This is a genomic window from Rugamonas brunnea, assembly GCF_014042345.1.
In the GTDB taxonomy this organism is placed as follows: Bacteria; Pseudomonadota; Gammaproteobacteria; order Burkholderiales; family Burkholderiaceae_D; genus Rugamonas; species Rugamonas brunnea.
Genome location: NZ_JACEZT010000004.1, coordinates 37,137 through 52,542 on the forward strand (window position 1 = coordinate 37,137; position 15,406 = coordinate 52,542).

Genomic DNA, 15,406 nt, shown 5'->3' on the forward strand with positions numbered 1-15,406 from the left:
GTTAAGATAGCGGCCATGGAACTGCTCACCGACATCATCTTGCGGGCCGGCAAATCGGCCGTGGAACTGGCTTTCTTCATCCTGCTGCCCGTGATGGTGGTGATGCTGTCGCTGATGCGCCTGCTGGAGGCGAAAGGCATCCTGGACTGGCTGGTGGCGCGCCTGGCGCCGCTGCTGCGTCCGCTGGGGCTGACGGGCTTGTCCATTTTTGCGATGCTGCAGATCAGTTTTGTCAGCTTCGCCGCGCCCATCGCCACGCTGGCCATGATGGACCAGCGCGGCGCGTCCGACCGCCACCTGGCCGCCACGCTGGCGCTGGTGCTGGCCGCCGCCCAGGCCAATATCTCGATCCCGATGACGGCCATGGGCCTGCACTTCGGTTTCACCTTGCTGTGCGCGCTGGCCGGCGGGCTGGCCGCCTCGGCCTCGGCGTATTACGTGTACGGCCGGCACCTGAACGGCGCCGAACTGAGCGTGGACCAGTCCGTGCCCCATCCGGTGGCGGAGGACGCCAAGGGCGTGCTGGACGTGATCAACCGGGCCGGAGCCGAATCGTTCCGCATCGCCGTGGCCGCGCTGCCCATGCTGATCCTGTCGCTGGTGGCCGTCACCATGCTGCGCTCGGCCGGTGCCATCGACCTGCTCACGCGCGCGCTGGCCGCGCCCATGGCCTGGCTGCGGCTGGACCCGGCCATGATCCTGCCGGCCGTGACCAAGTTCCTCGGCGGCGCCACGGCCTGGATGGGCGTGATGGATGAAATGATACGGCGCGGCGCGGCCAACGCAGCCATGCTGAACCGCAGCGCAGGCTTCCTGCTCAATCCCTTCGATTTGCCCGGCGTGGCTATCCTGATCTCGTCCGGGCGGCGGGTGGCGGCCGTATGGCGGCCGGCCGCGTTCGGTGCGCTGACCGGCATCGCGCTGCGCACAGCGGCCCACCTGGCGTTCGCTTAATTGCTCACTTGATTGTTCGCTTAGCGGTTCGCTTCACTTTTCACCATTGTTGCAGCGCGCAATAACGGGCGCGGCCAGTTGCCTTACAATGTGCGCGCGGCATACCCGGACCGCGCCTATCCGTCGCATTCGTCCGTCGCACTTATCCTTCGCACTTATATCCTTACCTACCCCCACAGGATCCCATGCAGAAAATGACCCCTACGTTCGCCGCCACCGCCCTGGCCCTCGGCCTGGCGCTGGCTTTTCCCGCCCATGCAGGCAGCGCCACGAGCGCGCCGCAGGTGCAGGAAGCGCCGCTGCGCGCCCACCTGGCCTTCCTTTCCAACGACGTGCTGGAAGGCCGGGGAACCGGCCAGCGCGGCGCCGACCTCACCGTGGCCTACCTGGAAAACCAGGCCCTGGCGGTGGGCCTGAAGCCGGCCAACGGCAACAGCTATCGCCAGTCCGTCAAGATCGCCGGCGTGGTCGGCCTGCCCGAGCAGAGCTCGCTGCACCTGACGGCCGGCGGCCAGCCGCTGGCGCTGACCTATGGCCAGGACTGGGTGTGGGCGCCCGGCGACGCCCAGGCCACGCACACGTTCAACGCGCCGCTGGTGTTCGTCGGCTATGGCGCCACGGCGCCGGAAGAGGGCTGGGATGACTACAAGGGCCAGGACGTCACTGGCAAGCTGCTGGTGATGATGGTCAACGACCCGCAACCGACGGCTGAAGAACCGAACCGCTTCGCCGGCAAGGGCCTGACCTACTACGGCCGCTGGACCTACAAGTTCGAGGAAGCCAAGCGCCGCGGTGCGGCCGGCGTGTTGCTGATCCATACGGACGCCAGCGCCACCTACGCGTGGAGCGTGGTGCAGCACAGCTGGGCCGGCGTGGAGCGCTTCCAGCTGGCCGAACGCGCCACCGGCACCGGCCTGCAAGGCTGGATGACGGACGCCACCGCGCGCGCCCTGTTCAAGGCGGCCGGCCAGGACCTGGACCAGTTGCGCGCGGCCGCAGAGCGCAAGGACTTCCAGCCCGTGGCCCTGAACGCCACGCTGGATGGCGAAATGAAAGCGGCGGTGCGCAAGGTGGAACAATTCAACATCGCCGGCGTGGTGCCGGGCACCGATCCCAAGCTGAAAGACGAAGTGGTGATCTACAGCGCCCACTGGGACCACCTGGGCAAGCACGGCGACAGCGGCGACACCATCTACAACGGCGCCGTCGACAACGCCTCCGGCTCGGCCGCACTGCTGGCCATGGCCAAGGCGGCCATGCAGGCGCCGGCCAAGCGCAGCCAGATGTTCCTGTGGGTGGCGGCCGAGGAGCAGGGCTTGCTGGGCAGCGCGGCCTACGCGGCGGCGCCGCTGTGGCCGCTGGCCAAAACGGCCGCCAACCTGAACTTGGACAGCCTGAACTTCGTGGGCCAGACGCGCGACATCGGCACCGAGGGCAGCGAGCGCACCGAGCTGGGCAAGCTGGCCGCCGTGGCCGCCAAGGGCATGGGCATGCACATCGCTTCGTCGGAGCCGGATCTGATCGGCGGCTACTTCCGCAGCGACCACTTCAATTTCGCTAAGGCGGGCGTGCCGGCGTTCTCGATCGATGCGGGACGCGAGTTCATCCATGATCCAGCCGGTTCCAAGGCCAAGATGGATGCCTACCAGGCGCGCTACCACCAGGTGACGGACGAGTATGACCCGAGCTGGGATTTGTCGGGCATGACGCAGCAGGCCCAGTTCACGTTGAACCTGGGCCGGCTGGTGGCGAATGCGCCGAAGATGCCGGCGTGGCGCGCTGGCGACGCGTTCGGCAAGGCGCGCGTCGCCAACTGACCTATACCACCGACTAGGCCAACGGGGCCGGCCAGTCCGGGACGTCGCGCAATGTTCACATTGCGGTACGTCCCGGATTGGCCGGCCCCGGTCTTTTGGGGACTCAGTGGTGGAACGACAGCGAAATCACGGTGCCGGTCAGGTCGATGCCCTTGATGGCGATGCTGCCGAAGCTGGGGCCGTCCGAACCACGGATGCGGATGTTGTTGAAGTTCATCTCACCGATCGAGGTGGGCAGGCTCAGCGTGAGCGAGCCATCCTTGTTGATGGTGGCGGCCGCCTTGGTCGGATCGTACAGCACGTTCTTCATCGTCACGTCCGATTCCAGGAAACCGAGTACGGGGTTGACGATCTTGGCCATGTCGCCAATGATCTCCAGGCCGTTGCTCTTGACCGAGTTCTTCACCTGGGCCACCAGGTCTTCGCTCAAGCCTTGCGCGGCCGTGTCGCCGAGCTCGTCCTCGGTGAGCATCTGCATGCCCGACTGTTCCTTGCGCAGCGTGACGGGGGTGGTCACGGCCAGCGTGGGCAGCACCTCGGCCGCGTAGGTTTCCAGCGGCGCCAGCAACGACGTGGCGATGGCCGCCGCCATACGCAGGTTGCGCTGGGTGCGCAGAATGTCGTTGATGTGCTCATGGGTGATGATGTCCCACTCGGCAAAAATGTCACCGAGGCGCTGGCCCGTGTTGCGCTGGTGTTCGATAGCGCGGTCCAGCTGTTCCTGCGTAATCAGCTTCTTCTTGACGAGCAGCTGACCGAACATTGACTTGTGGTGATTGGTGGACAGCCATCCCATGGCGTACTCCCCTTCTTCGTGGTTAGAGTGGATCGTTGAGGTCGATAACAACTACGCTTGCGGCCTGTGTCTCCCTTCAGGCCGTTTCGCGCAGCGGCGGCAACATCGCGGGCACTTGCGGGCCCGGCTGGTGGGCCAGGTGCACGATGTCCGATGGCGCCATGCCGAACCAGCGTTTGCAGGCCCGGTAGAACGCGCTGGGCTCGGAGAAGCCCAGCTGGAAACTCAGCATCTTGAGCGACAGCTCGCCCGCGCTCAGCGACTGGCGCGCCAGCTCGCGCCGGGTGTCGTCCACCAGCGTGGTGAAGCTGGTGCCTTCTTCGGCCAGCCGGCGTTGCAGCGTGCGTTCGCTCATCATCAACTGGGCCGCCACGTCGTCGCGGTGCGGTGGGCCCTTGGGCAGCAGCGTGGCCAGCAAGCCTTGCACCTTGGCCGAGAACGTGGGCGGCTCGGCGCGCGCCAGGCTGGCCAGCACGCGCTGGCCGCCGCCATCCTGCAGCGGCGGGTTGGGCGGCAGCGCCATCACCAGGTCGGCGTCGGCGAACTCCATCACGTTGTGCGGCATGTCGAACTTGACCGGGCAGCCGAACGTTTCCTCGTACGCGTGGGCGTTGGCCGGCTTCGGGAACGCGTATTCGACCACCACCGGGGTGGCGTCGTCGCGTCCGGCAGCGCAGCGCAGGGTGCGCAGCAGCACGCACCAGACGAAGTCATAGCGCTGCTGCGGCACGGCGCGGCGGGCGCCGGGCAGCACCAGGCCGACCCGGGTGTGGCCATGGCAGCGTTCGATCGTGCTTTGCACGGTGGGCGAGACCAGCATGATGTGGCCCATCACGCCCAGCCAGCCGAGCCGGTGCGGGGTGGACACTTTCAATCCCAGCAGGGGATCGCCGGACTTCTCGACCAGTAATTCCCACAGGTGGCTGAGCTTGTCGGACAGGGTCAGCGCGTCGCAGGCGAGACCGTCGCCTTCATTCAGGCCGGCCTCGGTGAACAGGGCGTCGGCCTCGACGCCGGACTGGGCCAGGCGCGATTTGACGCCGCGCACCAGGTGCAGGGCGGATGAGTAGGTCATGGCGCCACCTCCAGCAAGGTGGACGGGGCGCGGGCCGGGGCGGGGGCAGTGTACGTGGACAAGTTGGACCTCCTGTGTGTCACCACTGAAAACATGGAACCGGGGATGCGGGGGCGCGGCATCACCGCTTCAGGGCGTGACGGCGGCGCGCAGGCGCAGGCCGATCTTTTCCGTCAAGCCCTTCATCTTGGCGTCGATCACGGGACGGCTGTCGGCCGCCACGCCTTCGCCCAGCTTGCGCTGCATTTCTGGTACCAGCGATTCGAATTTCTTCTTGACCGGCGATTCGAGGATGGTCACCAGCTGGCGCAATTCCTCTTCATTGAAGCGTTCGGCCAGGATGGGCGCCACCGTGGTGGGGATCAGCTTGTCGGCGCTGGCGCGCGTGATCGGCGTGGCTTCTTCCATGAACTTGCGGGCCTCGGCCACGATGTCGGTCATGGCGGCGTCGCGTTTTTCCACCGAGGCGCGGCCTTGCAGCATGGCGCGCGCCTGCTGCACGGCGTCGGCCACCGGCGCTTGCAGCATGGACTGGCCGATGCTGTCGATATTCCACAAGGCGAGGATCTTGTTGATCAATTCCTGCTTGGCCGGGCTGATGGGGGCCGGCGCGGCGGCCGGGGCAGGCGTCGCGGTGGCGGCCAGCGCGCTCAGGCTGGCGCCGCACAGGGCCAGCGCCACGATGGTGGTTTTGATGTTTGCTTTCATGGTCACTCCTCAAAAAATCCGTCGCGCCGTGCTCAGAAGCGCTTGGTCAGCTCGAAGCCGAAGTAGCGCACGTGGATGTCGGCATTGACGTCCAGGCCGGCATACGGGTTGTAAATAACGTTCAAAAACGTGTTGCAGTTCATGTTGCAGTCGGTGTTGGCGGGGGTGCTGAACTTGCCCGTCATGTAGGAACCGGTCACGCTCAGGTCCATCGTCTTGCTCAGCTTGAGGTTGAAGCCCGCGCTCAGCAGCTTGGTGTTGGGCAGCGGCGCGATCAGGTCCACCTTGTCCGACGGGATCGAGGTCTTGCGCGGTTCATAGCCGAAACGCAGGGTGACGCGCTCGTGCGGATACAGTTGCAGGCCATAGCCGAGGTTGACCAAGCTCTTGTAGCCGCGCGGGATGGTCAGCTTGCTCGAATCGGGGATGCCGTACAGGCGCGCCACTTCCAGCAGCTTGATGCTCTGGTCGAACTGGAACGTCAGCGCGTTCCATTCGTTCCAGTTGGCATAGCTGGCGTCCACGTTCAGCTGCACCATCTGCACCGGACGCAGCTTGATGCCCACCTGCACGTGGTAGGGGAAGGGGATGGTGGCGCTCATGTTGCCATGCTGGACGGCCGGAATCGACGATGGAAAGCCGAGTACGGCGCCGGCGATCGGGCCCAGCAGGCTGGAATTGAGGCCGCGCACGAAGTTGCGCAGCATCGGATCCGCGCTGAACTGGTAGTTGCCCGTGTAGTGGGTCTTGGAGCCGCCCTGGTAGACGGCGCCCAGCGCGAACCACGGCTTCGGTTCCCACAGCACGCCCAGGTTCAGCGTCGGGTCGACCGGGGCCGTCATTTCCAGCCGCATGTTGGCCGCCTTCTTGAACGGGCTGACCATGCCATCCTTGCCGCCGCCGCACACGCCGAAGCCGAAGGTGTCGATGATGTTGCCGCCGTTCTCGGGGCACCAGCCCTGCTGCAGCTTGCCGAACACGCCCAGCAGTTCGTTGGGGAAGCGCATATTGGTGTCGACCACGAACGCGGCGTGGGCGATCGGCACGGCGGCGCCGAAGCGCAGCGTGTCTGAATACTTGTAGCCGACCGACGGCGACAGGTAGACCAGGCGCTGGATCTGGATCTGGCGGCCTTGGTACTGGCCGGGGTCGTTCACGTCCGTGGTGCGGTCCACACTCATCGCCTGCGACATATAGCTGTCGGTGGCGAAGGTCCACGGCGAGCCCTTCTTGTTCCAGGCCATGCCCAGGCCAGGTACTGCCACGCCGGGCAGGCGCCAGCCCGGCATGCCGTAGCCGGGCACGTACATGATCTGGCGCACCGGTCCCGTGCTCTTGCCGTTCAGCGGGTCGTCGGTCCAGCCGCCCACGTCGAAGCCGGCTGGCTGGCGGAAGCTGGCGCTGGTGCGGATCGAGGCGGCCCAGTTGTGGATAGTTTCGCTGTCGCCTTCGAGCCGCGCCAGGCCGGCCGGGTTGAAGTGGACCGAGCCGATGCCGGGCGGGTCGGCCGTGACCGCGTTGCCCAGCGCCATGGCCGTGACGTTGGTGGTCAGGTTCTCCGTCAGCGCCGCGTGCGCGGCCGGCGCGCAGGCGGCGGCCACGGCCGCAGCCAGGACCAGCCGCCGCAGCGGCTGCATTGCAGTACGCGCCGCCATTTAGAACGACAGCGGCAAGTTCATGCCCACCGTGATGTTGGGCGAGTCGGCCGTCAGGCCGATGCCCACCGACAGGTTGACCGTGGTCTTGGGCGACACTTTATAGCCGAGGCCCATGTTCAGGATGGCCGAGGTCTGCATGGTGGTCTTGGCCACCAGGCCGTCGGCGAAGTGCAGCTTGGAGCCGGCCGAGATGGCTTCCTGGAACGACATCGTGGTGGAAATGTCGTACGACAAAGCGTACGCGAAGCCCATGCCGAAGCCGACCGAGGCGCCCGGCTGCACCTTGGTCAGGATGCGGGTGCCGTTGACCTGGTACAAATGGGCGGCCGGCAGGCTCAGGGTGGCGTTCATGGAGCCGAACAGCGCCACCGGATCCACGATGCGGTTCAGGTTCAGGCCGGCCGAGAAGGCCGTCACGCCGCTGCCCGTGGCCTGGCCGCTGCCGGCGATGATCTTGAACGGGCTGCGGCCGGTGGGCAGGCGCACGTTGCCCGTCAGTGTCACGCCGGGCGCGTCGCGCTTGGCTTCGAACGGCTGGAAGCGCGCGCCGACCGAGATGTCGCCCAGCGAGTTCGACACGCCGCTGGCCGAGCCGCTGTCGGAATAACGCGACAGCACCGGCAGGGTGACGTTGCCGGTCAGGTTGTCGCGCACGCCGTAGTCGGCCGAGAAGGTGTTGGTGATGGTGTGCGAGCTGGTGTTCTCGATGCTGAACAGCGACACGCCGCCGCCCGCGAGGTCGGTGATGATTTTTTCCTGGCCGATGTAGCTGTAGGTGAGGTCGTAGCTGAACTGGAACTGGTTGTGGCGGATCAGCGTGTATTGCTTGTCGACCGAGGTCAGGGTTTCCTTCAGCAGCGTGCTCTGGTCGCCTTCGCCTTCCTTCTTGGCCAGCGCTTCGCGCACGGCGGCCGCATCGGCCGGCTTGGCGGCATCGGCCGGCGGGGTTTGCTGGGCGTGCGCTGGCATGGCCAGCAGCAGGGCGGACGCGAGGGCGCCGGCGAGGGCGGGGCGGGCGTATGGCGTGGTGCGTGCAATCATGAACTATCCTCTGGCGAAAGTTGGGGCAGATAGACGGGGGGAGCTGCCTTGCCGTTATTGGCGGTGCATCCAGGTGCCGGCGGCGCCTGAATTGACGGCCCGTTCCAGCAGGTGGGCGGCGTTGTTGAGCGCGTCGAGGCGCCCGTGGTTGGTGACCTGGTCCATGTCGACCATGCCCAGTTCCTTGTCCGTCAGGGCCAGCTTGCCGGCGGCCGTCTTGCCTTTGCCGGGGCTGATGATGAACAGGGCGTTCTTGTCCCACAGCTTGGCGAACTCGTCGAGCGAGAACACCAGGTTGCCGCGCGACGGGTCGGCGATGTAGACCACATCCTTGCGGATGCCGCGCAGCACCACGAAGTGCTTGGTGCCGAAGTCGATCGGCACGATGCCCGGTTCGGTCAGGGTCAGGAGGTCGGCGATCTCGGCGCGGTAGCCGGCGCCCGAGGCGCCCAGCGAGGCCACGTAGCGTTTCATGTCGAGCAGCGAGAAGCCGCGCCGTTCGATGATCTTTTCCTTCTCGCCTTTTTCCAGCATGCCTTCCATGGCCTGCTGTTCCGTCACGTTCAGGCCCAGGTGGTAGGTCAGCAGCGTGACCAGCGCGGCCGAGCCGCAGCTGAAGTCATACGCCTGGTGCACGATGTTGTGGTATTTGAGCTCGGAGTAGGGCTCGACGTCGAGCGTCTGGTTGTAATGGCCGCCGCCCAGCAACGCTTGCGGCATTTCCAGCTGGCCCTTGGGGCGGTCCAGCGGTTCGTGGCGCGACATGGCACCGGCGCCACCGATCAGGGCGGCGACCACGCCCAGCAGAATCATCAGCATGGGACAGTCCCCCTAGTGGGTGACGAACCAGATCGGCCGCACGCGCGGCGTGGGGGCAGGCGCTTCCCCGAGTCCCATGACTGCTTCCATCGTATCTCCAAGTTATCTCGATTAGAACGATCGTGCTTTATTAAGGCAACAACTGTTCTTTGTATTTTTGTAACTTATTAACGCATTTTTGGAAGAGATCGGCATCTGTTTTTTTAGAAAGTAACTTCTAACATGCGCGCGAGAACTTATGCTATCGCAAGCAACAGCGCCACAACACCCACTTCCCTCTGGGTGGCTCGCAAGGTCAAGTGGTTGGCTTTGCGAGTCAGTGCGAGACAGTAGACCGGGGCCAAGACCGGCCAATATCATAAATTTAATTAATATTTAAATATTAAGAGTTCATGGCGATCCCGCCCGCTGCTTCGCAGTTGGAGATTGCGGTAGACAGGCGGCAATTTCCGCACAGTGGCCCTTTATCCGGGGTCATGGGCCTGGTGGTCATGACAAGAACACTAAATTTTTAAATAACTTAATCTTGGAGAACAACATGCAAGTGATCAAATCCGCAGTCGCAGCAGCTCTGGCAACCCTGGCCCTGTCCGCATCGGCCATGACCCCGATCCAGGATACCGAACTGAGCGCCGTTAGCGGCCAGGACGGCGTGTCGATCGCCGCCAACCTGAACATCAAGATGGATTCCTTCGTCTACACCGACACCGACGCGCTCGACGCCAACGGCATGGGTGGCGGTTCGATCAGCTTCAACGGCATCAAGGTCCAGGGCCTGATCGCCGCCAGCATCGACATCCTGTCGAAGAACTCGTTCCTGGCAGCTGCTGGCGCCGCAGGTGTGACCAACCCAGGCACGTTCTACAACCCAGCTACCGGCGGCGACGTGGTGCAGATCGCCATCCCAGCCGACGTGCAAGTGGCCGCTGGCAAGCTGATGAACATCTCGGTTGACTCGATCAAGATGGGCAACAACGCCGCTTCCTACGGTTCGGTCGCCATGAACCAGGTTGACCTGCGTGGCACCCAAGTGTGGATCTGGGCACACTAATCCGCGCCACTCTGCGCTGGCTTCCCAGGCCGTTTTGTTGGCCTGCAAAGTCAGCGCAGCAAGCTGGACGGACCCGGCGGCAGTGCCTAACATGGTCCTGCAACCTTAGAAAAATAGAAATACCTCTTAATTAAAACCAAACTTTCGGAGACTACCAAATGCAAATCATCAAAACCGCAGTCGCAGCCGCTCTGGCAACCCTGGCCCTGTCCGCATCGGCCATGACCCCGATTCAAGATACCGAACTGAGCGCTGTTAGCGGTCAAGACGGCGTGTCGATCGCCGCCAACCTGAACATCAAGATGGATTCCTTCGTCTACACCGACACCGACGCGCTGGACGCCAACGGCATGGGCGGCGGTTCGATCAGCTTCAACGGCATCAAGGTGCAAGGCCTGATCGCCGCCAGCATCGACATCCTGTCGAAAAACTCCTTCCTGGCAGCTGCTGGCGCCGCTGGTGTGACCAACCCAGGCACCTTCTACAACCCAGCTACCGGCGGCGACGTGGTGCAGATCGCTATCCCTGCTGACGTGCAAGTTGCCGCTGGCAAGCTGATGAACATCTCGGTTGACTCGATCAAGATGGGCAACAACGCCGCTTCGTTCGGTTCGGTCGCCATGAACCAGGTTGACCTGCGCGGCACCCAAGTGTGGATCTGGGCACACTAATCCGTTCGTGACCGCACCGGCTCCGGCCGGCACGGTCTGACGGCAACGCAACACGGCGGCGCCGGCCCGGCGCCGCCCGCAACACACAACTATAAGCAAAAAACCAAAACTACTTTTCGGAGACCATCAAATGCAAATCGTCAAAACCGCAGTCGCAGCCGCTCTGGCAACCCTGGCCCTGTCCGCATCGGCCATGACCCCGATTCAAGATACCGAACTGAGCGCTGTTAGCGGCCAGGACGGCGTGTCGATCGCCGCCAACCTGAACATCAAGATGGATTCCTTCGTCTACACCGACACCGACGCGCTCGACGCCAACGGCATGGGTGGTGGTTCGATCAGCTTCAACGGCATCAAAGTGAAGGGCCTGATCGCTGCCAGCATCGACATCCTGTCGAAGAACTCGTTCCTGGCCGCTGCCGGCGCCGCTGGCGTGACCAACCCAGGCACCTTCTACAACCCAGCCACCGGCGGCGACGTGGTGCAGATCGCCATCCCTGCCGACGTGCAAGTTGCCGCTGGCAAGCTGATGAACATCTCGGTTGACTCGATCAAGATGGGCAACAACGCTGCTTCGTTCGGCTCGGTCGCCATGAACCAGGTCGACCTGCGCGGCACCCAAGTGTGGATCTGGGCGCACTAATCCGGCTTTGACCGCACCGGCTCCGGCCGGGACGGTCTGACGGAGTCCCAGGACGGCGGCGCCGGTCCGGCGCCGCCCGCAACACCGGCAACACCCGTAACACCGGCAGCACCTACAACTACAAACATAAATTACAAATACAATCGGAGACCACACCATGCAAATCGTCAAAACCGCAGTCGCAGCCGCTCTGGCAACCCTGGCCCTGTCCGCATCGGCCATGACCCCGATCCAGGATACCGAACTGAGCGCTGTTAGCGGTCAGGATGGCGTGTCGATCGCCGCCAACCTGAACATCAAGATGGATTCCTTCGTCTACACCGACACCGACGCGCTCGACGCCAACGGCATGGGTGGTGGTTCGATCAGCTTCAACGGCATCAAAGTGAAGGGCCTGATCGCTGCCAGCATCGACATCCTGTCGAAGAACTCCTTCCTGGCCGCTGCCGGCGCCGCTGGCGTGACCAACCCAGGCACCTTCTACAACCCAGCTACCGGCGGCGACGTGGTGCAGATCGCCATCCCTGCCGACGTGCAAGTTGCAGCTGGCAAGCTGATGAACATCTCGGTTGACTCGATCAAGATGGGCAACAACGCTGCTTCGTTCGGCTCGGTCGCCATGAACCAGGTCGACCTGCGCGGCACCCAAGTGTGGATCTGGGCGCACTAATCGCTCCTGTCTGCTGACCCAACGGCCGCGTGCGCGGCCGTCACATTGCAAGATGCGGGCGCCGCGGCGCCGGCATCCTGTTCATCCAGTCCGGACGCGCGGCGCCCGGCCACTGCCAGGTTGAACCGATGATGAAGTCCTTCCCCTACCAGCCGAGTCTGCGTGCTCGCCTGTGCCGCGCGGCTGTGCTGCTGACGGCCGGCCTGACGGCGCAACTGGCGACGGCCCAGATGCGCCCGCTCAATGACGAGGAGCTGTCGGCCACGCACGGCCAGGGCTTGATGGCCATGACCAACAGCAGCTATGGCGGCTTCGATTTCACCAAGGTGGCGCTGGACGCCGACATCACCCTGAGCGCCAATTTCAGCAACCTGCGCCTGGGTGAATACAACTACGCGCCGCGCAACGGCACCGGCGCCGATATCGACATGTCGCTGCTGCAGTTCGGCCGCAGCGACGGCACCGAGGCCCAGCGCCTGGTGCACATCAGTAATCCCTATTTCGAATTCGTCTATCGCAACGCGGGCGACAACGCCGCGCGCGAAGTGATCGGCATGCGCTTCGGTTTCGACGCCATCAGCGGCGACGTGGGCCTGAAGCTGAGCACCCTGTCCGGCTCCATGCTGGTGCAGGGCCAGGCGGCCGACGGCAGCGCCATCACGCTCGACAGCCACACCGACACCACGGGCGGCGGCAAGCGCTGGGATGGCAGCTGCACGGCGCCTTGCCTGTCGCTGGCCAACCTCGGTGGCGTGACGGCCGGCGACGCGAACGGCCCCAGCCGCGACTTCTGGATTTCCGTGCTGAAGACGGGCGTGCAATTCCAGGCGCCGTCCGGCACCACGCAGCTGCCCGACGCCGCCCAGGCCGGCATCTGGCTGAACTGGCGCGACAAGCTGCAAGCGATCAGCACCAACGGCGTGACGCCACCCAACCTGCCCAAGGTGCGCTGACATGACGGCCTCCCGCTGCCTGTTCCTCGTGCTGGGCCTGCTGTGCTGGCAAAGCGCCGGCGCCATGCAGCCGTTGACGGACAACGCCATGTCGTCCGTGCGCGGCGGCGATGGCGTGAGCTTCGACCTCAACGGTTTCTCGATGGGCGGCGACGCCCGCCTGACCTACACCTCGCCCGATGGCCGCAGCCTGTGGGTGGAAAAATTCAGCGCCTCGCGCAGCGACAATCCGCAGCCGTATTCCGACCCCTACCGGCTCGACATCGAGCCCGGCGCGAGCGGCCTGGCCGACGTGATCGACCTGCGCTTCCCCGTCAACACCAACGCCGACCAGCGCTGGCAGTTCGCCTGGGACTGGGGCGTGAGCGGCGACGGCATCGATCGCAACGCCGGCAGCGTGGTGGTCAAGGACCTGGTGATGTATGGAGGTGGTCTGCAGTTCACCACGCCGCAAGTGAACGATGGCATCGCCTTCGGCGCCGCGCTGCGCATGGACGTGGGCCAGCTGGCCTTGCGTCCGCGCGGGCGCGACGACGCCACCGAGCAGATGACGCTGAGCGGCATCCATATCGGCGGGGTGGACGCCAACGGCGCCTTCAACAACACGCCCTGGGCCATCGCCTCGGTGGCGTCCCAGCCCGGCGTGATCAACGCGCTGACGGACGAGACGGGACCGCGCCTGCACATCGGCATCGACTGGCCCGACAGCCGCTACGGCAACGGCACGGTGCCGGCCGGCGGCCTGGTGATCGACAACATTTCGTTCAACAGCCCCAACCAGCCCACCGTGGACCTGGGCTCCTCGCGCATCGGCTCGATGCAGATCCAGTATCTCGACATCAAATTCAGGCGCTGACAGATGAAACGTTTATGGTTCACCTTGCTGGCGCTGGCCGGCTGTACCCAAGCCCTGGCCGGCGGCCTGCGTCCGCTGGAAGACGCGGAAATGTCGAACGTGACCGGCGGCGACGGCATCAGCTTCGCGGCCCACATCGTGCTCAACGATCCCACGCTGGTGGGCGCCGTGGCCGACAGTCGCTTGTCGCTGGGCTTCAATGGCGACGGCCAGAACCGCTATCTCGTGATCAAGAACCTGCGCGGCAGCATCGACATGTGGGCCGTCAGCCTCGGCGTGCAGCAGCGCAGCGATGGCGGCGGCGACACCATCACCATCGGCTTGCCCGGCTATGTCAAGTACGGGAATTTCGGCTTCGAGTCGCTTAGCGTGCAGACCGACCCGACGGCGCCCGTCACCGGCAACCTGGGCAGCCTGAACATCAACGGCAACGTCTCGTTGCAAGGCCAGGTGCGGCTATGGTCGCATTGATCATGCGGATCGTCTAACCGTCAGGCCGGCTGGCGTTGTGCGGAAGGCGCCAGGTATTCGGTCACGAACACGCACAGCGCCAGGCCGGGAAAGGCCAGGCCCGTCAGCAGCACGCCATGCCAGCCATGGTGGGCGTACATCCATCCGCCCAGCGACGAGCCGGCCGCGCCACCCATGAAGAACAGCGCCATGTACAGGCCGTTCAGGCGGCTGCGGATTTCCGCGCCCAGCGCGAAAATGGCGCGCTGGCCCACCACCAGGCTGGCTGAGACACCCATGTCGAGCACGATGGAGGCAGCCACCAGCAAGGCCAGGTCGGCCACGCGGCCCAGTTGCAGCAGCAGCGGTGCGGCGAACGCCAGCGCGCCCAGGCTCAGCGCCAGCGCCGTGGTGGGGCGGCTGTGGCCACGGTCGGCCAGGCGCCCGGCGATGGGCGAGGCGATGGCGCCGGCCACGCCGGCCAGTGCGAACAGGGCCACGCCGGTCTGGTCCTGCCGGAAATACGGCCCCATCAGCGCCAGCGGCACCGTGGTCCAGAACAGGCTGAAGGCGCCGAACATGCACGCCTGGTAGGCGGCGCGGCGGCGCAGGATGGGCGTCGTTTTCAACAACTGCCACATCGAACCCAGCAGCGCCGGATAGCGCAGCGTGGCCACCGGCTGGCGCCATGGCAGGCGGCGGTGCAGCAGCAGCGCCAGCGCCGCCGTGCCCACGGCCGAGATGATGAAGATGGCGTGCCAGCCCAGCGCGCCGGCCACCAGGCTGGCCACGGGCCGGGCCAGCATGATGCCCAGCAGCAGTCCGCTCATGACCTTGCCCACGGTCTGGCCGCGCGTTTCCGGCAGCGACAGGTGGGCCGCGAACGGCACCAGCACCTGGGCCGCGACGGAACCGAGGCCGATGCACAGCGCGGCGGCCAGGAACACGGGCGCGCTGCCGGCCACGGACGCGGCCAGCAGGGCCGCCGCGCTGGTGAGCAGGGCGGTGACGATCAGGCGCCGGTTTTCCAGCAGGTCGCCCAGCGGGACGATGAACAGCAGGCCCAGGCAGTAGCCGATCTGGGTCAGCGTGACGATCAGGCCGGCCGCGCCGGGCGCCATGCCGGTGTCGTGGCTGATGGGGCCGACGAGGGTTTGCGCGTAGTACAGGTTGGCCACGATCAGGCCGTTGGCGATGGCCAGCAGCCACACCATGGCCGGGGCGATGTCTTGTTGCTGGGCGTG

At 65.3% G+C, this 15,406-nt stretch carries 16 protein-coding genes; 9 read left to right on the forward strand and 7 right to left on the reverse strand.

What is annotated here, in order from left to right:
* Positions 1-15 precede the first annotated feature (15 nt).
* Together H3H37_RS25750 and H3H37_RS07590 are read left to right on the forward strand one after the other, a co-directional pair.
* Positions 16-954, forward strand: a complete 939-nt coding sequence (locus H3H37_RS25750) for a nucleoside recognition domain-containing protein (RefSeq protein ID WP_182161081.1) — start codon at positions 16-18, stop codon at positions 952-954.
* 185 nt (positions 955-1,139) lie between these two features.
* Positions 1,140-2,771: a M28 family peptidase gene (locus tag H3H37_RS07590; protein ID WP_182161083.1), complete on the forward strand. Its 1,632-nt coding sequence runs from the start codon at positions 1,140-1,142 to the stop codon at positions 2,769-2,771.
* A 103-nt stretch (positions 2,772-2,874) separates the two neighbouring features.
* On the opposite strand, the gene H3H37_RS07595 is transcribed toward H3H37_RS07590, so the two are convergent.
* From H3H37_RS07595 to H3H37_RS07620, 6 genes are all read right to left on the reverse strand, one after another.
* Entirely contained in the window at positions 2,875-3,567 is a 693-nt protein-coding gene (locus tag H3H37_RS07595) for a cyclic di-GMP-binding domain-containing protein, MshE-related (RefSeq protein ID WP_182161085.1), read from the reverse strand.
* 76 nt (positions 3,568-3,643) lie between these two features.
* Positions 3,644-4,642, reverse strand: coding sequence for an AraC family transcriptional regulator (locus tag H3H37_RS07600; RefSeq protein WP_182161087.1), 999 nt, complete (start codon positions 4,640-4,642; stop codon positions 3,644-3,646).
* Between the two features lie 129 nt (positions 4,643-4,771).
* The gene (locus H3H37_RS07605) at positions 4,772-5,350 is read right to left on the reverse strand and encodes a DUF2059 domain-containing protein (protein WP_229218719.1); all 579 of its coding nucleotides are present in this window, start codon (positions 5,348-5,350) and stop codon (positions 4,772-4,774) included.
* A gap of 32 nt (positions 5,351-5,382) precedes the next feature.
* The gene (locus H3H37_RS07610) at positions 5,383-6,987 is read right to left on the reverse strand and encodes an OmpP1/FadL family transporter (RefSeq protein WP_182161089.1); all 1,605 of its coding nucleotides are present in this window, start codon (positions 6,985-6,987) and stop codon (positions 5,383-5,385) included.
* Positions 6,988-7,005: 18 nt separating this feature from the next.
* On the reverse strand, positions 7,006-8,049 hold the full coding sequence (locus H3H37_RS07615; protein ID WP_182161091.1) for a transporter: 1,044 nt from the start codon (positions 8,047-8,049) through the stop codon (positions 7,006-7,008).
* A gap of 54 nt (positions 8,050-8,103) precedes the next feature.
* The gene (locus H3H37_RS07620) at positions 8,104-8,868 is read right to left on the reverse strand and encodes a C39 family peptidase (RefSeq protein WP_182161093.1); all 765 of its coding nucleotides are present in this window, start codon (positions 8,866-8,868) and stop codon (positions 8,104-8,106) included.
* A gap of 538 nt (positions 8,869-9,406) precedes the next feature.
* Here H3H37_RS07620 and H3H37_RS07625 point away from each other — a divergent pair.
* The 7 genes from H3H37_RS07625 (at position 9,407) to H3H37_RS07655 (ending at position 14,183) form a co-directional block, all read left to right on the forward strand.
* Entirely contained in the window at positions 9,407-9,919 is a 513-nt protein-coding gene (locus tag H3H37_RS07625) for a DUF6160 family protein (RefSeq protein WP_182161095.1), read from the forward strand.
* A gap of 158 nt (positions 9,920-10,077) precedes the next feature.
* Positions 10,078-10,590, forward strand: coding sequence for a DUF6160 family protein (locus tag H3H37_RS07630; RefSeq protein WP_182161097.1), 513 nt, complete (start codon positions 10,078-10,080; stop codon positions 10,588-10,590).
* A 130-nt stretch (positions 10,591-10,720) separates the two neighbouring features.
* A complete protein-coding gene (locus H3H37_RS07635; RefSeq protein WP_182161099.1) occupies positions 10,721-11,233 on the forward strand; it encodes a DUF6160 family protein in 513 nt (170 codons plus the stop codon).
* A gap of 157 nt (positions 11,234-11,390) precedes the next feature.
* The gene (locus H3H37_RS07640; RefSeq protein ID WP_182161099.1) at positions 11,391-11,903 is read left to right on the forward strand and encodes a DUF6160 family protein; all 513 of its coding nucleotides are present in this window, start codon (positions 11,391-11,393) and stop codon (positions 11,901-11,903) included.
* Positions 11,904-12,031: 128 nt separating this feature from the next.
* Entirely contained in the window at positions 12,032-12,856 is an 825-nt protein-coding gene (locus tag H3H37_RS07645; RefSeq protein ID WP_229218722.1) for a hypothetical protein, read from the forward strand.
* Between the two features lies 1 nt (position 12,857).
* Positions 12,858-13,712, forward strand: a complete 855-nt coding sequence (locus H3H37_RS07650) for a hypothetical protein (protein WP_182161101.1) — start codon at positions 12,858-12,860, stop codon at positions 13,710-13,712.
* 3 nt (positions 13,713-13,715) lie between these two features.
* A complete protein-coding gene (locus H3H37_RS07655; protein ID WP_229218723.1) occupies positions 13,716-14,183 on the forward strand; it encodes a hypothetical protein in 468 nt (155 codons plus the stop codon).
* 20 nt (positions 14,184-14,203) lie between these two features.
* Here the strand turns inward: H3H37_RS07655 and H3H37_RS07660 are convergent, their stop codons facing one another.
* Positions 14,204-15,376: an MFS transporter gene (locus tag H3H37_RS07660; RefSeq protein WP_182161584.1), complete on the reverse strand. Its 1,173-nt coding sequence runs from the start codon at positions 15,374-15,376 to the stop codon at positions 14,204-14,206.
* Between the last annotated feature and the right edge of the window lie 30 nt (positions 15,377-15,406).